Consider the following 19,793-nt stretch of genomic DNA (forward strand, 5'->3'; position numbering starts at 1 on the left):
GCGCGTGCAGGCCGAAGCCGCCGAACTGCACGGCTGCGCAGACGCTGTGACAATTGGGGGTATGCGTGTGTATCGCGGTCACCTGATCCACATCGGCGGTGCGCCCGGACTCGATGGTGCGCGCGATCATCTGGTGAGTATCCCCGACGGTGCGCTGGCCGTCGATGACGCCGGGACGATCGGCTACAGCGGTGCGTTCCGGGGGCTGCCCGAGATGACCGCTGAGGTCGTCGACTGCCGTCCGGGCTTTCTGCTACCCGGTTTCATCGACACCCACATCCACTTCCCGCAGACCCACTGTGTGGACTCCTACGGTGGCGGACAACTGCTGGACTGGTTGCAGCGCTGCGTTTTTCCGGCGGAAGCGATGCTGGCCGACGCCGGTTACGCCCGCGGCGTGGCCCGGGACTTCAGCAGCCGGCGCGTCGCCGTCGGAACCACCACGGCACTGGTGTTCGGGTCGGCCTTCCCGGAAGCCCAGGACGCCTTGTTCGAGGAATCGATCGCCGCGGGGCTGCGCACGATCTCCGGGCGCGGGATCCAGACGGTGGGCCCGCAGGCCGCCGAACCGCTGCTGACCGGCGACGATCAGGCAATCGAACTCACCCGCAACGAGATCGAGCGGTGGCACCACCGCGCCGACGAGCTCACCCACGTCGCGGTGGTGCCCCGCTTCGCGCTGTCGGTCACCGAGCAGACACTGCACGCGCTGGGCGAACTCTACGAAGATGTCCGGACCGACGGTGTCTACTTCCACACTCATCTGTCGGAGAACATCGGCGAGATCGACGCGGTGCGAGCCGGTTACGGTGTGCAGCACTATCTGGACACCTACGACGGACGCAGCGCGGGCGGTGGGGTGTCGCTGCTGGGCCGGCGCAGTGTGTTCGCGCACGCGGTGCACTGCACGGACCATGAACTGGGCCGATTGGCCGAGACCGGCAGCTCGATCGCGCACTGCCCGACCTCACAGCTGTTCCTCGGATCGGGCACCATGCCGTGGCGGCGCACCACCGCCAGTGGGGTCACGGTGGCGTTGGGTACCGATGTGTCCGCCGGTGACGAATGGCTGATCCCCCGGGTGCTCAACGACTGCTTCAAGGTGCACATCAGCGAGCCTGGGGGACAGGCGCTCTCGATCCCGCCCGCCGACCTGCTGTTCACTGCGACCCTGGCCGGGGCGCGGGCACTGGATCTGGAGGATCGGGTAGGCAACCTGGACGCCGGTAAGGAAGCCGATTTCGTGGTGATCGATCCGCAACGACAGGCGCTGCTGCCCGAGCTGCTGGCGCGGATCGATCCCGAGGACGCCGACCGCCTGCTGTTCACCCTGCTGATGAGCATGCGTGAGGACGCCATCGACGGTGTCTACGTACGGGGCCGCCGGGTCACAGCGCCGGCGTGAGCGGCCCGCCGAGAATGTTGCCGACGATCCCACGGATGACGTTGGTGCCGTCCTCTTTTCGCAGCTCGTCGTACCACTGCGCGGTGACCTGCGGATCCTTGGCGTGGGTGACGTCACAGCGTTTGCGGGCCCGCAGCACCAGTTCGCCGGCCCGTTCGGTGCGGGCGGCCTGATACGCGGCCAGCGCGGCGTGCACATCGCCCGCGTGATCCTTGAACGCCCACTGCAGTTCGATCGCGTCCTCCATGGCCGAGCAGCCACCCTGCCCGATATCGGGTGTGGTGTTGTGCGCCGCATCGCCGAGCACGGCGACCCGGCCCTTGACCCAGGTGTGGAAGGGATCCAGATCCAGGATCTCCACCCGGTTGGTGGTCTGCGGGTCCAGCTTGTCGATGAGGGTCTGCACCCCGGGAGCCCAGTCCGCGAACTGACCGCGCAACACCTCCCGGGCGGTCCCTCTCTCGTAGGGGGTCCCCTCGGGTTCGACGACGTCGAAGAAGAAGTAGAAGCGCCCGCCGGCGACCGGCATCACCGAGACACGTTTGCCCTCACCGACATACGTCGTCCATTCGGTGGCAGGCCCGATCCTGTCATCTGTGTCGACCAGCCCGTTGTAGTTGACGTAGCCCGCGTAACGGCGGGTCACCGGCCCGCCGAGCACATACTCGCGGGTGATCGAACTGGCGCCGTCGGCGCCGATGATCACGTCGGCGGTCACGGTGGTGCCGTCGGCGAAAGTTGCCGTCGCGGATTCGGGACCGTCGGTGACGCTGATCATCTTCATGCCGAAGTTGATGTCATCCAGGCCGTAGGCCTGCATCAGCATCGACTGCAGTTCGGCGCGCGCGATGGGGTACGGGCGCTGCCCCACCTCGTCGATCAGCGGCTGCATGGAGAACCGGCACATGGTCTCGCCGGTGTGCGCGTCGACATAACTCATGGTCTCGACGATGCCGCCCAGCTGCGCCGTCTCCTCCTGCAGACCAAGGTAATTGAGGCATTTGACGCCGTTGGACCACACCGAGATGGCGGCGCCGACCGGCTTGTTCTCGGTGACCCGCTCGTAGACCGCGGTCTCGATGCCGATCTGGCGCAGGGCGATGGCGGCACTCATTCCGCCCATGCCCGCCCCGATGATCACGACCTTCACGTTCAGCTCCCTCGGTAGGTGGAGTAGGAGTACGGGGACAGCAACAGTGGCACGTGGTAGTGACCCGTCAGATCGGTGATCTCGAAGGCGATCACGACCTCCGGGTAGAAACCGTTGATGCCCTCGGCGGCGAAGTAGGCGCCGGTGTCGAAATGCAGCCGGTACACGCCGGCGGCCAGATCCTCGCCGAGCCCGGCGATGCGGCCGTCGGCATCGGTGAGGCCGTCGGCGACCGTGGTGCCCGCGGCGGTGAGGGTGACCACGACACCGACGGCGGGCCTGCCGGTGGTGGCGTCGAGGACATGCGTGGAAAGGGTCATGCTGCCTATCATGTCGGTTCGCTCAGCAGGCGCTCCAGGCGCAGCCTGTTGATCTTGGCCAGTTCGTTGCGCATCACCCGGCGCTCGGTCTCCGGGTCGTTGTCGAGGCGGTCGGTCAGGATGGCCAGCAGTTCGTCGGCGGAACGTCCGCTGGCGCACACCAGGTAGACGTAGCCGAACCTGTCCTCGTACTCCCGGTTCTTCTCGGCCAGTGCGGCTTTCACCGCATCGCCGGCGTCGGCGACCCGGGCCTGCTCGCGGGCCGACGACGGACTGTGCGCCGCCGAGACCGACGCCCCGATACGGGGGTGGCCGTCCAGGGCGGCGTCGATCTCGGCATCGGGTAGCTCGGCGAGCACCCGGTCGGCCCGGTCGTAGAGCGCCTCGGCGTCCCGGAACGGTGAACCCGCCACCACCCGTCGCGCCCAGATCGTCGAGGAGCACACCTCGAACAGCAGGTGCATTCGTTGCCGGTCGGACAGCGCGTTGAAATCCTCCAGTCCGATCGCTTTCACGAGAGTTCGTTGAGCCTGCCGAACCGCGCCGCGGCAATGGGATTGGCGTCGGCGACCAGATCGGTGAAGCGGTAGTTTGCGATCTTGGCCACCTCGATCAGCGCGTAGGCCTTCTCGGTCGCCGCGGAGTTGTCGATCCGCGACCAACCGTTGCGCAGCACCCTATCGAAGCGTTCGGTCTCCCGTGCGCAGATGATCAGCGGGAAACCGAAGTGTTCGCGATAGGCGGCGGCCAGCCCGACCACGTCCTGGTGGTCGTCCTCGTCGAGATTGCTCAGCGCCACATGGTCGACCGCCAGCACCTGACCGGTCTCGTCCTCGGCACCCAGATCGTGGAAGGCGTTGAGCAGTTCCTCCTGCTGCTCGGTGGTGCCGGTCAGCACTGCGTCCTGGAAGGCCTCCCGCAGCGCGGTGGTGTCGGTGAACGGCCGCTGCTCGTAGGCGCGTTCGGCGGCCCACGTGACGTCCTGCACGACGTGCCCGAAGACCTCGGCGAAACGATCCTTCGTCATCGTGTTGACCTCGTCGAGGGAGATCGAGCCGCCGCCGGCGACCCGGGGCCCCTTCTTGCCGATGTGGAAGAAGACGATGTTGAGCACGATCGCGGTGATGGCGCCGGTGCTGATACCGCTGCCGAACAGGATGTCCAGTCCCGCGGGCAGTGCCGAGGAGATGCCCGGGTATGACGTCCCCAGCAGGGCCAGCGCCAGGCTGGTGGTCACGATGATGACGTTGCGGTGGTCGGTGAAGTCGACCTTGCCCAGCGTCTGGATACCGACGACGGCGACGGTGGCGAACAGCACCAGCGCCGCGCCTCCGAGCACCGGGTTAGGGATGGACGCCACGATGGCGGCCACCTTGGGCAGGAAGCCCAGCACGATCATGATGACGCCGGCCGCGGCGACCACCCAGCGGCTCTTCACCCCGGTGAGCCGCACCAGGCCGACGTTCTCGGAGAACGCGGTGTAGGGGAACGAGTTGAAGATGCCGCCGATGGTGGTGGCGACACCGTCGGCGCGCAGCACGTTGCCGATATCGGAGGGGCGGACCCGCTTGCCGACGATCTCGCCGGTGGCCAGGGTGCTGCCGGTCGACTCCACCGCGATGATCATCATCACGATGATCATCGTGATGATCGCGACGACGTCGAACTTGGGCATGCCGAACACGAACGGCGGTGTGAAGCCGAACAGCGAGGCCGCGCCGACCCGGTCGAAGTTCATGTCGCCCAATGCGAACGCCACCGCGCACCCCACGATCAGACCCAGCAGCACGGCGATCGTGGACATGAACCCGCGGAAGATCCGCTGGATCGCGACGATCACGGCGATGGTGCCCAGCGCGTAGAGCACCCAGCGCAGGTTGGTGGGATCGGGTTCGTGGGTGGCCGGGTTGGTGACCGCGTCCAGCGCGCCGATGGGCACCAGACACAGGCCGATGATGGTGATCAGCGTGCCGGTCACCACGGGCGGGAAGAATTTGAGCAGCCGGACGAAGACGGGTGCGATCAGGAAGGTGAAGACACCGGCGACGATCACCGCGCCGTACACGTAGAGCAGGCTCGCCGTCCCGCCACCGTGCGCCAGCCCGATCGCGATGATGGGGGCGACGCCCGCGAACGTCACGCCCTGCAGCAGCGGTAGCCGCACCCCGACGTTCTTGAACCCGACCGCTTGGATGATCGAGGCGACACCGCAGGTGAACAGGTCGGCGGTGATGAGCATGACGAGCTCTTCGCCGGACAGCCCCAGAGCGTTGGCGATCAGGATGGGCACCAGCACCGCGCCCGCGTAGAACGCGACGACGTGCTGGAAGCCGTATGCGGCCAGCTTCGGAAGGGGAAGCACCTCGTCAACGGGGTGCACGCGCTTGCGCTGGCTCTTGGTGGGTGCCGACATGGGAACAGGATCGGGCAGCTTCGCTGTTTTCCGGTGTCCTGCGCGTTTCGGGGATGTTGCCGCTGGAGCCACCTGTCATCGATACGGTCGATGGGAGTCATCGAAAGTCATCGTTGGACGTGATCGTGCGGCGCTGGTGTCATGGACACATGAAGACTTCACTGACACGTTTCGCCGCCGTGGCCGCCCTCGCCGTCGTCACCGGCGCGGCCTGCGCCCTGGAATCCGGGGTCGCCCGGGCCGACAACGAACCGACGGCGGGAGTCACCCGCACCGAGTTGCAGCGGTTGCCCGCGCCCGACCCGGCGTTCGAGATCGTGCAGACCCGCACCGAGATCCCGGTGGGCGCCCGGTCCGGCCGGCACTCGCACCCGGGCCCGGAGGTGGGCTATATCGTGGCCGGCGACATCGAGTTCCGGTTCGACGACCGCCCCACGCAGTACGTGCACACCGGGGATCCGTTCCTCATCCCGGCCGGCGTGATCCACGATGCCGTCAACGTGGGTCAGGTGCGCACACTGATGTTGTCCACCTACGTCATCCCGGTCGGTCAGCCGTTGGTCGATATGCACTGAGCCCGTCAGTGGTCGTGCAGGATCACCCCGCGGATATTGCGTCCGTCGCGCATGTCCTGGTACCCCTCGTTGACCTCGGCGAGCTTGTACTCGTGGGTGACGGTCTCGTCGAGCAGCAGCTTGCCCTCCCGGTACAGCGACAGCAGCCGGGGGATGTCCGCGCGCGGGTTGGCCTCGCCGTAGAGGCTGCCCAGCAACCGCTTCTGGAACAGCGTGAACATCATCAGCCCGAGCGTGGGGGAGTTGTCGGCCATCGTGGACAGTGCGGTCATGACGACCGCGCCGCCCTTGCGGATGATGTTGGCGGCATCCTCGAGCATCGCGCCCTCCAGCAGCCCGACGGTGAGGATGGCCGAATCCGCCATCACCCCGCGGGTCAGCTCGGCGACCAGAGCGGTTGCTTCGGGCAGTGAGGTGGCGAAGTGGGTGGCTCCGAATCGGAAAGCCAAGTCCCGCTTGGCTTCCACCGGCTCGACGACGATGATCTTCTCGGCGCCGGCCAGTCGGGCGCCCTGTACCGCGCCGCTGCCGATCCCGCCGAGCCCGATGACGACGACGGTGTCTCCGGGTGCGACGTCGGCGGTGTTGACCGCCGAACCCCAGCCGGTGGTGACACCGCAGCCCAGCAGGCAGGCCCGTGACAGCGGAATGTCGTCATCGATCTTGACGATGGACGCCTCGGGCACGGTGCCGTATTGGGAGAAGGTGCCGACCAGGGCCATCACTCCGATGTTCTGGTCCCGTGCGCGGCGCCGGTAGGTGCCGTCGAGCTGGGTGCCCGCCATGATCATCGCACCGAGGTCGCAGAGGTTCTGGTGGCCCGTCGAGCAGAACCGGCAACGTCCGCAGGCCGGCAGGAACGAGGCGACGACGTGATCGCCGGGTGCGAGCCCGACGACGCCGGCCCCGACCTCGCGCACGATCCCGGCACCCTCGTGGCCCCCGATCAGCGGCAGCGGGGCGGGCAGGTCACCGGTGCGGATGTGTTCGTCGGAGTGGCACAGTCCGGTGGCCTCCCAGGACACCAGCACCTCGCCGTCGCCGGGCGGATCGAGATCGATCTCCTCCACGGTCCAGTCGCCGCCGTACTCCCACAGAATCGCCGCGTTGGTCTTCATCCGGCCGAGTGTAGGAACCGCACAGGTCTACCGTGGCCGAATCGCCACGATCACCAGCGGCCCCGGATGCGGTCGCGAAGGTTGCGCCCGTCGGGGTCGTAGATCATCCGGTAGGCGGGGCTCGCCCAGAGCCGGGTGAACCTGCTGGGTCGCTCCGGTTGATGGGGGCGCAGCCTGCCCGGTGGGCGCGGGCCGCTGCGCCCGGAGGCATGCCAGGCCTCCAGCGCGTCTGCGGCGGCGGTGATTTCGGCGATCGCGGTGCGCGGGTCGGCGAGTCCGCCGTCCTCGCTGCCGTCCTCGGCGCGATCGAGGTGTTCGCGCAGCAGGCGTAGCCGTAGGTCGCGCGCGAAGTCGCCGCGTGTGTCCAGGACCGCGCAGGACAACTCGCTGTCGTGGGTCCAGGACCGCCGGTTGAAGTTGTCGCTGCCGACGCTGGCCCAGACGTCGTCCACCGTGCAGACCTTTGCGTGCACGTACACCGGTGTCCCGGCATGATTTTCGAGGTCGAACACGTGCACCCGGTCCGGGCTGACCCGGCTGCACGCCTGGACGGCTTCATGGCGGCCGATCTGATTCGGCGGCAGCGCGAACCGTCCGTCGACATCGGGGTATCGGGGCACCACCGCCACCAGATGCAGTTCCGGGTTGTCTTGCAGGGCGCGCGCCAGCAGCTTCGCCACCCGCTTCGACCACAGGTATTGGTCCTCCAGGTAGATCAGTTGGCGGGCCCGGCCCAGCGCCTTGCTGTAACCCCTGGCGATGCTGCGTTCCCCCAGCGGCGCGAAGTCGTACTCGAAATGCGCGTCGGGATAGGTGCGCAACACCTGCACCGCGTGCGGTCCGCACGGGGGCGGGTCGGGCGGCTGCTCGGGTAGCTTGCCGGCTTGCAGGTCGGCGCCGCGCAGTTTGTCGCGCAGGTAGGCGATCGGCGACAACATGTCCAGCTGCGCGGGATCGTTCCACCGTTCCCGGAACGAGGTGTCCAGCGCGCCGACGACAGGGCCCTGCAACCGCAATTGCACGTCGTGCCAGGGTGGGTGTTCGCCGTAGTGCTCCGCCATCTGCACGGCTTGGCGGTCGCCACGGTGGGAGGCGTCGTCGCGGCGGGAATGGCACAGGTCGATACCGCCGGCGAACGCGACATCGCGTTCCGGTGCGCCGGGGTGCCGGATCACCACCAGCTTCTGATGATGGGACCCACCGAAGCGGACGCGTTGGTCGAGCAGCACCTCGCCGCCCGCCTTCTCGACCGCGTCGCCGAGGTGCTGGTTCTCTTCCTCGCTGTAGGACAGCGCGTCCATGTGCGACCGCCACATGAGTCCCTTGACCACCACGCCGCGCTCGGCGGCGCGGCAGAACAGCTCGCCGACCGTCGGGCCCTCGTCGCGCAGCAACTGGTCGGGGTCGCCCCGCCAATCGGTGAAGAACACGTAGTCACCGGCGCGCAGTGCCTCGACCTCCCTGACCAGGTGGTCGAAATAGGTTGACCCGTGGATCAGCGGTTCGGCCAGGTTGTCCGTGCACCAGTTGGGCAGCTGCGAATGCGGATTGCCGCGTTCGTGCTCCGTGAGGAACCATCGGGCAAGATCGGGCATTGTCGGCGGGTACCCGATAAGCGGGCCTGCCGAACAATGTCAGTCGGTGATGAAGCCCGATGCCTTGGTCAACTGCTCGATCGCCTCGGCGACGATCTGTGGCACCAACTCCGCGCAGGACGGCAGGTCGTCCAGGATGCCGGCGACCTGTCCGGAGGCCAGCACGCCGGCGTCGGTGTTGCCCTCGACCAGGCCGGCCTTGAGCAGCATCGGGGTGTTGGCCGCCATCACGACCTGCGACCAGGTCAGGTCCTTGCCGTGCCGCATGGCCAGGCCGTCGGTGACCATGGACTTCCAGGTCATCCCGGACAGCTTCTTGAACTTCTGGGCATTGCCGATCGCCGCCGCGAAACCGCGTACCGGTGAACCGCTCTCCAGCTTCTCCACCAGCCCGGTGCGCAGCACCCGGTGTGGCATGCCGTCGACGCGGGTGGAGACGACGGTGCCGTCCAGTGCCGCGTCCAGATAGCGCCGCTTGACGGCGTCCGGGACGGTCGAGTCCGAGGTCAGCAGGAACCGGGTGCCCATCGCGACCCCGGCCGCCCCGTAGGACAGCGCGGCGGCCAGGCCGCGGCCGTCGAAGAAACCACCCGCGGCGATGACCGGCATACCGGTGTCGGCGACGGCGTCGAGCACTGATGGCAGCAGCAGCGTGGTGGCGATCGGGCCGGTGTGGCCGCCGCCCTCACCGCCCTGCACGATCACCGCGTCCGCGCCCCAGCCGGCGACCTTCTTGGCGTGCTTGGCCAGACCGACCGACGGAATCACCACTACGCCTGCCTCTTTGAGCCTGGCGATGAGGTCGGGCTTGGGTGCTAAGGCGAAGGAGGCAACTTTGACTCCTTCGCGGATCAGGAGGTCGACGCGGTCGTTCGCATCGCCGGCGTCGGCACGGATATTGATGCCGAACGGTTTGTCGGTGGCCGCCTTGACCTTGGCGACGGCGGTGGTGAGTTCTTCCAGCGTCATCGTCGCCGAGGCCAGGATGCCCAGGCCGCCCGCGTTGGAGGTGGCCGCGACCAGTCGGGCGCCGGCCACCCAGCCCATACCGGTCTGCACGACCGGGTGCTCGATGCCGACCAGTTCGGTCAGCGGGGTCTTGAGTGTGGTCATGGTTAGACCTTGACTTCCTTGTCGCGCAGTGACTTCGGGTCGATGACCTGGCGCAGCAGCTCCTGCTCCTCACCGGTGGGAACCCGGGTGGTGGCGGCCTCGGACAGGCCGTGCACCTCGAAGGAGGTGTTCTCGGCGACCTGATCGGCCTCGACACCGGGGTGCAGCGAGACGGCGCGGAACTGGTGGTCGGGGCCGTTGAAATCGAAGACGCCCAGGTTGGTCACCACTCGGAAGATGTTGGCGAAGCGGAACGCGGGATTGTCCGGATCGACCTTGTCCCAGCCGATCCCGGACACGATATCGACGGAGTCGGTGAACACCCGCTTGGAGTGGTTACCCACGAAGTAGCTGGTGGCGTGGTTGATGCTGTTGCCGGGCGCCCCGCGCACACCGAACATCTGCCGGGTGGGGTGCTGGATGGGCCCGAACGCGGAGAGGTTCTGGTTGCCGAAGCGGTCGATCTGGTTGGCGCCCATCACGACATGACGCTTTCCCCAGGACAGGGTCTCGAAAACCCGGTTGAACGGCATCCAGCCCTCGATGGCCGCCGGTGCCCCGATGGCCGGGGTGTCGGCGATGATGCGGGCCTCACCGTCGGTCAGCACGATGTCGGGGGAGAAGGTCAATCGAGCCAGACGGGCCCCGATCTGGACGATGGTGGTCATCGGGGAGACCATGATTTCGCCTGCGTCACGGAACAATTCGGCGCACGCGACGGCGCACACCTCGGCACGGGTCACCGACATCACTTGGCTCCTTCCTTCTGCGCTTCGGCGAACTTGCGCACCGCGGCCTGGTAGTCGGCCTCGCTGCCGGACAGATACGTCTTCACGAACTCGGCCCAGGTCTCATCGGATCCCGCCGCCTCGGCGTAGTGCCGCTGGAACTTCTCATCGCGCTTGTAGTCGGGTTCGTTGGTGGTGAAATGCGCACCGTTGGGCGCCTCCACGACGGTGTCGACCATCATCCGGTTGATCAGCAGCTGCTGCGGCACCACCGAACTCACCAACTCCTCGGTGGACACCACCTTCTCCACGGAAAGGAAGCGCTGCTGCGCCGACATCAGGAACAGGTCGTCGAAGTACGGGTCGATCCCGGTGTAGGCCGCATTGCCGCGGGCATCGCCGAGGTTCAGGTGCACGAACGCGGCGTCCAGGTTCAGCGCAGGCATGGCGATCAATTCGTCGTCCCCATAGGGCGATTTCACGGTCTTGAGCTCATCGCCCCAGAACGTCCGCACATCGCTGCCCAGTCCGGCGCGGATCGGCAGGAACGGCAGCCGTTGCGCGGCGGCCTGCAGCCCGCAGCGCAGCATGCCTTCGTCCATCTCGCGGGCCTCGATGGCGCCGCTGGTGCGCGCCTTGGCGAACCACGGATCGTAGAACGGCGGCGAGTCCAGGGAGACGAAGCCGTAATAGACACGCTTGACCTTGTCGGCCGAGCACAGCAGGCCCAGATCGGGACCGCCGTAGGTGACCACGGTCAGGTCCTTGACGTCGGTGCGCAGCAGCGCGCGGATGAAGGCCATCGGCTTGCGCCGCGAGCCCCAGCCGCCGATGCCGATGGTCATGCCGCTCTCGATGGACGAGACGGCCTCGTCCAGAGTTGTTCTCTTGTCTTTCATTATTTCCCTGCTCGCTTCGCTCGTGCCCGCCGAATCATTGTTACTTTGTTCCCTTGTCGGTTCCTGCGAACGCGTCGCGGTGCTCGTCGGACACCCCGGCCAGGTTCAGCTCGAACGTAAACCCTTGCTCCATGCGGTATCTCGCGGTGACCGGCTGCACGTCGATGAAGTTCAGCGCTTCCTTGGCGGCACGGATCACCCGGGTGTCCTTGCTGGCGATATCACGGGCCACCCGCAGTGCGGACTCGTCGAGATCGGCGCGCGGCACCACCTCGTGCACGGACCCGAAGTGCTGCAGGGTGTTCGCGTCCACGGTGGCGGCGGTGAAGAACAGTCGGCGCATCAGATGCTGGGGCACCAGCCGCGACAGGTGGGTGGCCGCGCCCAGGGCGCCGCGTTCGACCTCCGGGAGGCCGAACGTGGCGTCATCGGAGGCGACGATGACATCGGCGTTGCCGACCAGGCCGATACCGCCGCCGACGCAGAATCCGTTGACTGCGGCGATCACCGGCACCTCGCACTCGTACACGGCCTTGAAGGCGTGGTAGCAGCCACGGTTGGCGTCGATGAGCGCGGTGAAGCCCTCGGTGTTCTGCATCTCCTTGATGTCCACGCCGGCGTTGAAGCCGCGGCCCTCGGCACGCAGGATGACCACGTGGGTGCTGCGGTCGCGGCCCGCGGCGGTGATGGCATCGCCGAGTTCGAACCAGCCGCGGGACGGGATGGCATTCACGGGTGGGTAGTTCACGGTCACCGAGACGATGCCCGGTTCGACTGTGCTGGTGGTGATCGTCATGAATCACTTCCTTGAGGGGGTCGCTACCTAAGCAAGCACTTGCTTGGTACGCTAGCACAGTGACCGATGCGGCTGGAATCAATCTGCAACTGGATGGCCGGGTGGTCCTGGTGACCGGCGGAGTGCGCGGTGTCGGAGCCGGTATCAGCGCTGTCTTCGCTGCTCAGGGCGCCACCGTGGTGACCTGTGCACGCCGCCCGGTAGAAGGCTCGCCGTACGAATTCCACTCCTGCGACATCCGCGACGACGCGTCGGTGCAGGCCCTCATCGGCGCGATCGTCGAGCAGCACGGGCGCCTGGATGTGGTCGTCAACAACGCCGGCGGCTCGCCCTACGTGCTGGCCGCGGATGCGTCGGCCAAGTTCAGCACCAAGATCATCGAACTCAACCTGATCGGTGCACTGTCGGTCTCGACGCACGCCAATGCGGTCATGCAGAACCAGGACTCCGGCGGCTCCATCGTCAACATCTCCAGCGTGAGCGGGCACCGGCCGACACCGGGTACCGCCGCCTACGGCGCCGCCAAGGCCGGCATCGACAACCTCACCTCGACGCTGGCCGTGGAATGGGCGCCCAAGGTCCGGGTCAACTCGGTGGTCGTCGGCATGGTCGAGACCGAACAGGCCGAGCTGTTCTACGGCGATGCGGACTCGATCGCGGCCATCTCCAGGAACGTGCCGCTGGGCCGGCTGGCCAAACCCGCCGATATCGGCTGGGCCACAGCGTTTCTGGCATCCGAAGCGGCTTCCTATATCAGCGGTGCGTCGCTGCAGGTGCACGGCGGCGGAGAACCGCCGCACTATCTGTCGACCACCACTGCGGATATCAAATAACACCGACGTTCAGTAACTAGAAGGAGATCAGCAATGGGTTTGCTCGACGGCCGGGTAGTCATCGTGACCGGCGCCGGTGGCGGTATCGGGCGTGAGCATGCGCTCGCCTTCGCCGCTGAGGGCGCACGCGTGGTGGTCAACGACATCGGTGTCGGACTGGACGGTTCACCGGCCGGCGGCGGCAGCGCCGCGCAGACCGTCGTCGACGAGATCGTCGCTGCCGGTGGGGAAGCCGTCACCAGCGGTGCCAACGTCGCGGACTGGAGTCAGGCCGAGGGGCTCATCCAGACCGCCATCGATTCCTTCGGCGGCCTCGACGTTCTGGTCAACAACGCGGGCATCGTCCGGGACCGGATGTTCGTCAACGCCACCGAAGACGAATTCGACGCCGTCACCGCCGTGCATCTCAAGGGGCATTTCGCCACCATGAAGCACGCCGGTGCCTACTGGCGGGCACAATCCAAGGCCGGCAACACTGTCGACGCCCGCATCATCAACACCAGCTCGGGCGCCGGACTGCAGGGCAGCGTCGGCCAGGCAACCTACAGCGCCTCCAAGGCCGGCATTGCCGCGCTGACGCTGGTGGCCGCCGCTGAGATGGGCCGCATCGGCGTCACCGTGAACGCCATCGCCCCGTCGGCCCGCACCCGGATGACCGAGACGGTGTTCGCCGAGATGATGTCGACGCAGGACTCCGACTTCGATGCGATGGCGCCGGAGAACATTTCCCCGCTCGTCGTCTGGCTGGGCAGCGTCGAGTCCCGCGACGTCACCGGCCGCATCTTCGAGATCGAGGGCGGCATCATCCGGGTGGCCGAGGGCTGGGCACGCGGCGGCGAAATCGACAAGGGCGCCAAGTGGGATCCGGCCGAGCTCGGCCCGGTGGTCACCGACCTGTTGGCGAAGTCCCGCACACCGCTGCCGGTCTTCGGCGCCTAGACCGGTTCGCAGATCACCAGCGGGATGACACGGTCGGCGGCCTCCCGGTATCCCCGGTAGGGCGGGTACATCCGAGTCAGACGCGGCCAGTAGCGGTTTCGCTCCTCGGCCGTGGCGTCTCTGGCGGTCATGTCCCATTTGTGCGGGCCGTACTGCACCTGCACACGCGGATCCGACGCGATGTTGAGATACCAGGCCGGATCGTGATCACGGCCGCCGAACGAGGCGGGCAGTACCACCCGGTCGCCGTCGCGCAAGCACAGCGTCGCGGTGACCCGGGGCTGCCCGGTGCGGCGACCGGTGGTGGTGAGCAGCGCCGCCGGCAACCACAGCAGGCGCGCGCCGATGCGGCCGTCGGTGTGCTGGTAGGTCCAGACGTGAGCCTTGGCGAAGTACTTCATGGACCAGGCGAGTAGCCCCGAATTCCGAACGTCGACCATGCCCCGTCTTTGCCCCGAACCGGGCTGGGGCAAACGCCCGACTACCGCAGATTCAGTATCGCGTAGAGCATTGTCGTGAACACCAGGAAGCCCGCCGTGCACGCGCGGCGGGCGGTCCGTCGGCGTTCGGCGGGGAACGCCGCGGGCAGCACAACGGCGAACAGCAGTCCGGCGATCAGACCCGCGACGGTGCCGAACATCAGCGCGTACCCGTGCGGATCGATCGCCGGGTCCGCCGAGAAGCCGGATCGGGCGACCGAATACATGCACAGCAGCCACAGCAACCCTGCGGTCGAGCCGAGCAGCCCGGCGACGGCCCGCACGATCGCCGGGGTCACTGCTTGGTCGGGTCGGTGGTGCAGATGGTCAGTAATGACCGGCGGTTCTGCTCGGCAACCTGCTGCGGATCGAGCCAGCCGATTCCCTGAAAGTAGAACGTGTCCGCGGGGTGCTCGGACGACCCGTCGACGACCTCGCTGATCTGCGTCGGCGTGGACCCTGAACCCTCAGGTGCGGTCACGATGAGGGTCACCTCTTCGGCTGTGCGCCAATCGAATCCGTCGGGCAACGGCTCGGTGACCTGCAGCCCGTCGTACGGGCCTCCCACCGTCAACTGATCGACCTCGGCGGTTCCGCTGACCGGCGCCAGGGTCAGCCGGCCGGCATCCGGGGTGAACAACACGACCACCCGGGACACCTCGCCGCACGGTGTGCCGGTCGAGAGTTCCAGCCGGCCATCGGTGACTCGGGCACCGAAAACCGGTGGCAGCGAAGCGACCTCGGGATCATCACCGATGAGTGAACATCCCGAGAGGCTGAAACCCAGTAGCGCGGCCATCAGATGTCTGATCACGTGTAACCCCCGTCGCCCAAACCGGCCTCCTTCTCGATGCCGTCCGAGTCGGTGACGGCGGCCCACAACATGCCGAAGTAGCCCTTGTCCGCCCACTGCCGCGAATGCATCTCCTCGTGGTGCAGCAGCCGGTCGAGGTCCAGGGAACCCGCACGGGGAGTACCATCGGCGCCCACGTTCCAGGACGTGCCGGACTCGATGATCTGCCGCAACTGCTGGGACGGATTGTTGCCGTGATCGATGTTCTCCATGAAGATGTCGCCCCAGGCGGTGCCACCCTTCCAACTGAACTGGTCCTGCACCCAGTTGCCGCCCATCCCCATCAGCATGCCGTTGGGCGTCGTCATCAAAGCCCCGTCGGCGCCGAGGATGAACGGCACATCCTCGTCGTAGGTCCACGAGTTCGCGTTCTGCCGGTCGATGATCCGTTGCACCTCGTCGGCGTTGTAGGGCTCCGGGGTGAAGTCGGTCGTCGGGTTATCACCGTAATCGGTGCCGGCGTTGAGGATGTAGGTCATCAGCACCGCCTTGCGGGCGTCCTCTCCCGAGGTGCCCTTCGGAAGCTGGAAGAACGATTTCCCGTCGGGATCCTTCACGCGTTGCATGCCGCCCAGTACCTCGAAGCTGGCCGGCGTGATGTCGTGACGGCGCGCGATGTCGACGATCGTGTCGGGCGGAACACCCTGGCGCTCCGCGTTTTCCAGCCACTCCCTGTAGTAGCCCGTGGGCTCCTCGTCGAGGAGCCCCGCTTCGCGTAGTGCCTTCTCGTATTTGTTCTCCGGTTCGGGCTGCTGATCACCGGGCGTATCGCCCGGCCCGTCACCGCCTCCGAATTTCTGGATGCCCAAGGCCCGGTACTCCTCACCGAGCGCGGCGATGCGGGCGCCGACCGCATTCAGGTCGCTGTTGGACCGGGTCACCGTGTCGATCACCTCGGCGACACCCTTCTGCACGATCGGCACGAGCATGCGTTCGCCCGCGGCGGTGGGCGGCACCGTCGCGGCCGCATCGGTCACCCAGCGCCGGGTGGCGTCCAGGCTCTCCCGGCCGGTGCTGACCAGGCGCGCCGACTGGTCGACCTGCTCGCGCAGTCGCCGATCGAGATCGGCAAGGGCACCCAGCACGCGGCCGTGCTCGGTGTTGACCGCGGCGTAGGCATCGGCCGCGGTCCCGGTCCACTGCCGGCCGGGTGCGGCAGCACCAACCTGTTCCTGGAGCCGGCGCAGGGTGGAACTGCCGTCGAACGCGGCGCCGTCCTGTGGCGTTCCGGCGCCGAAGGTCGCGCGAGCATTCGACCAGGTCGACATGAACGCGTCGAGCACACCCATGACCATCAGTCTTTCACGGTGCCGTGCCCACCGGATGCAGCGATTTCAGGCCGACACGGTGTCAGGCGGCATCCTTCTCGGTGCCGGAGTCGCGGTCGGCGGTCTTGGTCTCCGGGCGCGCGGCCTGCTTTGGGGCGATCGGAGAAACCTTCCGTTCCGTGCTGAGACCGGGTGTGTCGGAGCTCTTTTCGGCCACTACAACGCTGGGACGGCCTGGCTTCTTCACCGTGCGGGCGGTCCGTAGTTTCTTGACGGGGGCGGCCACCTCGGGTTGCGGCTCCACGGCCTGCGCTGTGGCGGGCGCCGCGATGCGGTTCTCTGCGGCCGCCGCCGGCGTGTCGGTGGTCGTGGTGTTCGGCGCGCTCGGCCGGAGCACCTTGGCGACTTCACCGGCGATATCGCGCACCACGGCGACCGCGAACTTGATGGGGGCCTGCACGACGGCGCCGACACCGTTGCGGATTGCCGTGGCGATCTGGCCGATGTCGCCGGTGCCGAAGGCCCGCACCACGTTGTAGGCCGCGGTCTGCGGTGCCACCACGAGATCGCGCGCGTTGACAAACAGTTTGGTGCCAAGGCCGGCCGGTCCGACCGGCAGACCCGCCCAGGTTTTCAGCGTCCAGCCCTCCTCGGAGCTGCCCTCCACCACCACAATCCCGGTGTTGTCCAACCGGTGGCGCAGCATCAGCCCCAGGTCCGGGTTGTCGACGTTCATCATCGTCCAGAACATGATCGTGGCGGCATGGGAGAACACGACGGGGTTCTGTGCGCCGGAGTCCTCGACGACCTGAAGCGCGGCGTCCATACGGGCATCGAAGGCGTTGCCGTCTCCGCCGCCGGGGACCGGCACCGAGCGAGCACCCAGCGTCCACAAGGCGGGGGCGAGCACGTAGCCGATTCCGCCGATCCCGGAATCCGACGATCCCTCGAACCAGCCGGCGTTGATCTCCCGGAATCCGGGCAGCACGGTGGGGGTGAGGCCGGTGGCGGCCGCGAACGGCGCGGCGGTTTCGGTGGTGCGCACCATGTTCGACGCGTAGATCGCGTCATAGTCCACACCGCCGGCGGCCAGCGCTGCCGCCACCGCCGCCGCCTGGGTCTGGCCCAGCGGCGTCAGATGGGCACCGGGAATCGAGTTGTCGATCGTGTGCGTCGCATTGGCTTCGGACTCGCCGTGCCGCACGAAGGTCACCGTCATCGCGGCCGCGGGCAGGGCCGTGATGACGAACAGGACGGCGGCGGTCAGCGCCGCGAGCAGGAGTTTCAGTGACCGACTGCGTGACCCCGGGACCATCGGATCACAGTAGCGAGCCAGGCCGTATCGCCGCGTGAAATGGCGGGAAATGCGGCCGAAACGAACGGTGCGCCGATGACACACCACTTAAGGGGTTTTCACCGACGCGAAGGTGGCGTCCGCGCTGCGAACCTGTTGATACGGAAAGGCCGGTTCTGCCGACGCGATCCGCAGCACACGTGCCTTCGGCGAGAAATCAGTAGGAGATATCCATGAGCAACATCAGCATCATCGGTCTGGGCCACATGGCCGGCGCCCTGGCAGGCCGGGCACTGGCGGGCGGCAACACCGTCGAGCTCATCGGCCGCAACCCGGCCAAGGCGAAGGAACTGGCGAGCAGGCTGGATGGAGCCACTGTCAGGGCGATCGGAGAGCCCCCGGCGGGAGACATCGTCGTGCTCGCCGTGCCGTACGCCGGCGCCGCGGTGGCGGTCGGAGAGTTCGGAGATGCGCTGAAGGACAAGGTCCTCATCGACATCACGAACCCCTTCGCTCCCGATCTCACAGGCCTCGTGACCCCCGACGGCAGTTCCGGTGCCCAGGAGATCGCCAAGGCCGCCCACGCCGGCACGCGCGTCGTTAAGGCGTTCAACACCTTGTTCGCCGAGGTCCTCGCGACCCGTCCGGACAAGGACCGCCCGCTGAACGTCTTTCTCGCCGGCGACGATGCCCAGGCGAAGGCCGACGTGTCGGCGTTCGCCGAGAGCCTGGGACTGCGCCCGTTGGACGCCGGGCCGCTGTCAATGGCGCGGGCGCTGGAGTACGCCGGCCTGTTGGAGATCAGTCTGAAGACGCACGGGCTCGAGCAGATCGACTTCGCTCTGGGTATCACCGTCGTGCGCTGATCCGAATCGCCATCTGCACCAGGAGGATTTGTTGCAAGCATATGAACACTCGCCATGAGACGACACCACGACGGCGTGAGCGATAAATCGAACCCCATGTCGGAGAACAGTCGTGGCGATTATCCGGTGTGGGGTACGTGTTCGGTGGGGATGACGCCGAATCGGCCGGCCTGGTAGTCCTCGTAGGCTCGAAGGATCTCCTCGCGGGTGTTCATCACGAAGGGCCCGGACTGAACCACTGGTTCTCGGATCGGCCGGCCACCGAGTAGCAGGACCTCCAAGTTCGGCTCGGCGGCGGGTTGGCTCTGCTGTGCGGCCAGGGTCAGCGCGTTCCCGGCGCCGAACACGCTGAGTTGGCCCTTGTGGATCGGCTGTGCTGCCGTACCTGCGGTGCCGGTGCCGGCGAGCACGTAGGCCAGCGCGTTGAAGTCGGCCCGCCATGGCATTTCCAAACGCGCGCCCGGGCTTATGGTCGCGTGCACGACCGTGATCGGTGTGTGGGTCGTCCCCGGCCCGGTATGACCGGCGATACCGCCGGCGATGACCCGCAGCAGTCCGCCACCGTCGGCCGAGGACAGCAGCCGGGCTTGCCGGGCGCGGATATCCTGGTAACGCGGTGTGACGAACTTGCTGGCGCGCGGCAGGTTCACCCACATCTGGACACCGTGGAACATTCCGCCTGAGACGACCAGATGCTCCGGGGGCTTCTCGATGTGCAGGATTCCGCTGCCCGCGGTCATCCACTGCGTGTCACCATCGGTGATCGTCCCGCCGCCGCCGTGGGAGTCGGTGTGCTCGAACGTGCCGTCGATGATGTAGGTGACAGTCTCGAAGCCTCGGTGCGGATGCCAGGGGGTTCCCATGGGCTCGCCTGGTGCCCATTCGATCTCGCCTATCTGGTCCATGTGGATGAATGGGTCCAGGTCGGTGAGCGACACCCCGGCGAATGCCCGTCGCACGGGGAATCCGTCTCCCTCGAGCCCGACCGGTGCAGTGGTGATAGATCGCACCGGCCGTTGCATGCCGGTGGCGGGATCGGGGACGGCGACCCGGGGCAAAGTGAGCGTATCCGCAGTGATGGCTGGCATGGCTTGGTCTCCTGTCGGTTGGCAAAAGGTTTGGGATACCGGACCCCGGCGGGGTGGTCGT

General features: G+C 67.2%; 21 protein-coding genes. 5 read left to right on the forward strand and 16 right to left on the reverse strand.

Going from position 1 to position 19,793, the window contains the following annotated elements; translation table 11 throughout:
• Positions 1 to 61 precede the first annotated feature (61 nt).
• Positions 62 to 1,405 carry a guanine deaminase gene (locus tag ASE48_RS30245; RefSeq protein ID WP_057170965.1) on the forward strand — a complete coding sequence of 448 codons (1,344 nt, stop codon included), beginning with the start codon at positions 62 to 64 and terminating at the stop codon, positions 1,403 to 1,405.
• Here ASE48_RS30245 and hpxO read toward each other — a convergent pair.
• From hpxO to ASE48_RS30265, 4 genes are read right to left on the reverse strand one after another with little or no spacing between them, the layout of a single operon-like run.
• On the reverse strand, positions 1,389 to 2,555 hold the full coding sequence (hpxO, locus tag ASE48_RS30250) for an FAD-dependent urate hydroxylase HpxO (protein ID WP_057170892.1): 1,167 nt from the start codon (positions 2,553 to 2,555) through the stop codon (positions 1,389 to 1,391). The two genes, ASE48_RS30245 and hpxO, sit on opposite strands and share 17 nt — an antisense overlap.
• Positions 2,556 to 2,557: 2 nt before the next feature.
• Complete coding sequence (gene uraH, locus ASE48_RS30255) at positions 2,558 to 2,875, reverse strand: hydroxyisourate hydrolase (RefSeq protein ID WP_057170893.1); 318 nt, start codon at positions 2,873 to 2,875, stop codon at positions 2,558 to 2,560.
• Between the two features lie 8 nt (positions 2,876 to 2,883).
• A complete protein-coding gene (gene uraD, locus ASE48_RS30260; RefSeq protein ID WP_082614530.1) occupies positions 2,884 to 3,390 on the reverse strand; it encodes a 2-oxo-4-hydroxy-4-carboxy-5-ureidoimidazoline decarboxylase in 507 nt (168 codons plus the stop codon).
• Positions 3,387 to 5,288 (reverse strand): solute carrier family 23 protein, encoded by a 1,902-nt coding sequence (locus ASE48_RS30265; protein WP_057170894.1) that lies wholly within the window; start codon positions 5,286 to 5,288, stop codon positions 3,387 to 3,389. Before ASE48_RS30265 ends, uraD begins: the two co-directional genes overlap by 4 nt.
• A 149-nt stretch (positions 5,289 to 5,437) precedes the next feature.
• Between ASE48_RS30265 and ASE48_RS30270 the strand changes: the two genes are divergently transcribed.
• Positions 5,438 to 5,863, forward strand: a complete 426-nt coding sequence (locus ASE48_RS30270; protein ID WP_057170895.1) for a cupin domain-containing protein — start codon at positions 5,438 to 5,440, stop codon at positions 5,861 to 5,863.
• Between the two features lie 5 nt (positions 5,864 to 5,868).
• Here the strand turns inward: ASE48_RS30270 and ASE48_RS30275 are convergent, their stop codons facing one another.
• From ASE48_RS30275 to echA20, 6 genes are read right to left on the reverse strand one after another with little or no spacing between them, the layout of a single operon-like run.
• Positions 5,869 to 6,981, reverse strand: coding sequence for an NDMA-dependent alcohol dehydrogenase (locus tag ASE48_RS30275; RefSeq protein WP_057170896.1), 1,113 nt, complete (start codon positions 6,979 to 6,981; stop codon positions 5,869 to 5,871).
• Between the two features lie 50 nt (positions 6,982 to 7,031).
• Complete coding sequence (locus ASE48_RS30280) at positions 7,032 to 8,576, reverse strand: phospholipase D family protein (RefSeq protein WP_057170897.1); 1,545 nt, start codon at positions 8,574 to 8,576, stop codon at positions 7,032 to 7,034.
• Between the two features lie 39 nt (positions 8,577 to 8,615).
• Positions 8,616 to 9,689, reverse strand: coding sequence for a (3aS,4S,5R,7aS)-5-hydroxy-7a-methyl-1-oxo-octahydro-1H-indene-4-carboxyl-CoA dehydrogenase (gene ipdC / locus ASE48_RS30285; protein WP_057170898.1), 1,074 nt, complete (start codon positions 9,687 to 9,689; stop codon positions 8,616 to 8,618).
• A 2-nt stretch (positions 9,690 to 9,691) separates the two neighbouring features.
• Positions 9,692 to 10,438 carry a cholesterol ring-cleaving hydrolase subunit IpdB gene (ipdB, locus tag ASE48_RS30290; RefSeq protein WP_162264297.1) on the reverse strand — a complete coding sequence of 249 codons (747 nt, stop codon included), beginning with the start codon at positions 10,436 to 10,438 and terminating at the stop codon, positions 9,692 to 9,694.
• Positions 10,438 to 11,316 (reverse strand): CoA transferase subunit A, encoded by an 879-nt coding sequence (locus ASE48_RS30295; RefSeq protein WP_057170900.1) that lies wholly within the window; start codon positions 11,314 to 11,316, stop codon positions 10,438 to 10,440. Before ASE48_RS30295 ends, ipdB begins: the two co-directional genes overlap by 1 nt.
• Before the next feature lie 40 nt (positions 11,317 to 11,356).
• A complete protein-coding gene (echA20, locus tag ASE48_RS30300; protein WP_057170901.1) occupies positions 11,357 to 12,112 on the reverse strand; it encodes a (7aS)-7a-methyl-1,5-dioxo-2,3,5,6,7,7a-hexahydro-1H-indene-carboxyl-CoA hydrolase in 756 nt (251 codons plus the stop codon).
• A gap of 59 nt (positions 12,113 to 12,171) precedes the next feature.
• Between echA20 and ASE48_RS30305 the strand changes: the two genes are divergently transcribed.
• Both ASE48_RS30305 and ASE48_RS30310 read left to right on the forward strand, forming a co-directional pair.
• Complete coding sequence (locus ASE48_RS30305; RefSeq protein ID WP_057170902.1) at positions 12,172 to 12,945, forward strand: SDR family oxidoreductase; 774 nt, start codon at positions 12,172 to 12,174, stop codon at positions 12,943 to 12,945.
• A gap of 33 nt (positions 12,946 to 12,978) precedes the next feature.
• Complete coding sequence (locus tag ASE48_RS30310; protein WP_057170903.1) at positions 12,979 to 13,884, forward strand: SDR family oxidoreductase; 906 nt, start codon at positions 12,979 to 12,981, stop codon at positions 13,882 to 13,884.
• Here the strand turns inward: ASE48_RS30310 and ASE48_RS30315 are convergent.
• From ASE48_RS30315 to ASE48_RS32450, 5 genes are all read right to left on the reverse strand, one after another.
• A complete protein-coding gene (locus tag ASE48_RS30315; RefSeq protein ID WP_057170904.1) occupies positions 13,881 to 14,324 on the reverse strand; it encodes a nitroreductase family deazaflavin-dependent oxidoreductase in 444 nt (147 codons plus the stop codon). The genes ASE48_RS30310 and ASE48_RS30315 overlap by 4 nt on opposite strands.
• A 41-nt stretch (positions 14,325 to 14,365) precedes the next feature.
• Complete coding sequence (locus ASE48_RS30320; protein WP_057170905.1) at positions 14,366 to 14,662, reverse strand: hypothetical protein; 297 nt, start codon at positions 14,660 to 14,662, stop codon at positions 14,366 to 14,368.
• The gene (locus ASE48_RS30325; RefSeq protein ID WP_057170906.1) at positions 14,659 to 15,177 is read right to left on the reverse strand and encodes a hypothetical protein; all 519 of its coding nucleotides are present in this window, start codon (positions 15,175 to 15,177) and stop codon (positions 14,659 to 14,661) included. Before ASE48_RS30325 ends, ASE48_RS30320 begins: the two co-directional genes overlap by 4 nt.
• On the reverse strand, positions 15,174 to 16,505 hold the full coding sequence (locus ASE48_RS33610) for an EspA/EspE family type VII secretion system effector (RefSeq protein WP_235571736.1): 1,332 nt from the start codon (positions 16,503 to 16,505) through the stop codon (positions 15,174 to 15,176). Before ASE48_RS33610 ends, ASE48_RS30325 begins: the two co-directional genes overlap by 4 nt.
• 61 nt (positions 16,506 to 16,566) lie before the next feature.
• Positions 16,567 to 17,799 carry a histidine phosphatase family protein gene (locus ASE48_RS32450; RefSeq protein ID WP_082614531.1) on the reverse strand — a complete coding sequence of 411 codons (1,233 nt, stop codon included), beginning with the start codon at positions 17,797 to 17,799 and terminating at the stop codon, positions 16,567 to 16,569.
• A 212-nt stretch (positions 17,800 to 18,011) separates the two neighbouring features.
• Here ASE48_RS32450 and ASE48_RS30340 point away from each other — a divergent pair, with 212 nt between their 5' ends.
• The gene (locus ASE48_RS30340; RefSeq protein ID WP_057170907.1) at positions 18,012 to 18,644 is read left to right on the forward strand and encodes an NADPH-dependent F420 reductase; all 633 of its coding nucleotides are present in this window, start codon (positions 18,012 to 18,014) and stop codon (positions 18,642 to 18,644) included.
• Between the two features lie 119 nt (positions 18,645 to 18,763).
• Here the strand turns inward: ASE48_RS30340 and ASE48_RS30345 are convergent, their stop codons facing one another.
• Positions 18,764 to 19,732, reverse strand: a complete 969-nt coding sequence (locus ASE48_RS30345; RefSeq protein WP_057170908.1) for a pirin family protein — start codon at positions 19,730 to 19,732, stop codon at positions 18,764 to 18,766.
• Between the last annotated feature and the right edge of the window lie 61 nt (positions 19,733 to 19,793).

This window comes from Mycobacterium sp. Root265, assembly GCF_001428895.1.
In the GTDB taxonomy this organism is placed as follows: domain Bacteria; phylum Actinomycetota; class Actinomycetes; order Mycobacteriales; family Mycobacteriaceae; genus Mycobacterium.

What these genes read in the sequence shown, in the direction of transcription:
- ASE48_RS30245 (WP_057170965.1), top strand. Translation starts at nt 62, where the DNA reads ATGCGTGTGTATCGCGGTCACCTGATCCACATCGGCGGTGCGCCCGGA.
- uraH (WP_057170893.1), bottom strand. Translation starts at nt 2,875, where the DNA reads ATGACCCTTTCCACGCATGTCCTCGACGCCACCACCGGCAGGCCCGCC.
- ASE48_RS30265 (WP_057170894.1), bottom strand. Translation starts at nt 5,288, where the DNA reads ATGTCGGCACCCACCAAGAGCCAGCGCAAGCGCGTGCACCCCGTTGAC.
- ASE48_RS30270 (WP_057170895.1), top strand. Translation starts at nt 5,438, where the DNA reads ATGAAGACTTCACTGACACGTTTCGCCGCCGTGGCCGCCCTCGCCGTC.
- ASE48_RS30275 (WP_057170896.1), bottom strand. Translation starts at nt 6,981, where the DNA reads ATGAAGACCAACGCGGCGATTCTGTGGGAGTACGGCGGCGACTGGACC.
- ASE48_RS30280 (WP_057170897.1), bottom strand. Translation starts at nt 8,576, where the DNA reads ATGCCCGATCTTGCCCGATGGTTCCTCACGGAGCACGAACGCGGCAAT.
- ipdC (WP_057170898.1), bottom strand. Translation starts at nt 9,689, where the DNA reads ATGACCACACTCAAGACCCCGCTGACCGAACTGGTCGGCATCGAGCAC.
- ipdB (WP_162264297.1), bottom strand. Translation starts at nt 10,438, where the DNA reads ATGTCGGTGACCCGTGCCGAGGTGTGCGCCGTCGCGTGCGCCGAATTG.
- ASE48_RS30295 (WP_057170900.1), bottom strand. Translation starts at nt 11,316, where the DNA reads ATGAAAGACAAGAGAACAACTCTGGACGAGGCCGTCTCGTCCATCGAG.
- echA20 (WP_057170901.1), bottom strand. Translation starts at nt 12,112, where the DNA reads ATGACGATCACCACCAGCACAGTCGAACCGGGCATCGTCTCGGTGACC.
- ASE48_RS30310 (WP_057170903.1), top strand. Translation starts at nt 12,979, where the DNA reads ATGGGTTTGCTCGACGGCCGGGTAGTCATCGTGACCGGCGCCGGTGGC.
- ASE48_RS30315 (WP_057170904.1), bottom strand. Translation starts at nt 14,324, where the DNA reads ATGGTCGACGTTCGGAATTCGGGGCTACTCGCCTGGTCCATGAAGTAC.
- ASE48_RS33610 (WP_235571736.1), bottom strand. Translation starts at nt 16,505, where the DNA reads ATGGGTGTGCTCGACGCGTTCATGTCGACCTGGTCGAATGCTCGCGCG.
- ASE48_RS32450 (WP_082614531.1), bottom strand. Translation starts at nt 17,799, where the DNA reads ATGGTCCCGGGGTCACGCAGTCGGTCACTGAAACTCCTGCTCGCGGCG.
- ASE48_RS30340 (WP_057170907.1), top strand. Translation starts at nt 18,012, where the DNA reads ATGAGCAACATCAGCATCATCGGTCTGGGCCACATGGCCGGCGCCCTG.
- ASE48_RS30345 (WP_057170908.1), bottom strand. Translation starts at nt 19,732, where the DNA reads ATGCCAGCCATCACTGCGGATACGCTCACTTTGCCCCGGGTCGCCGTC.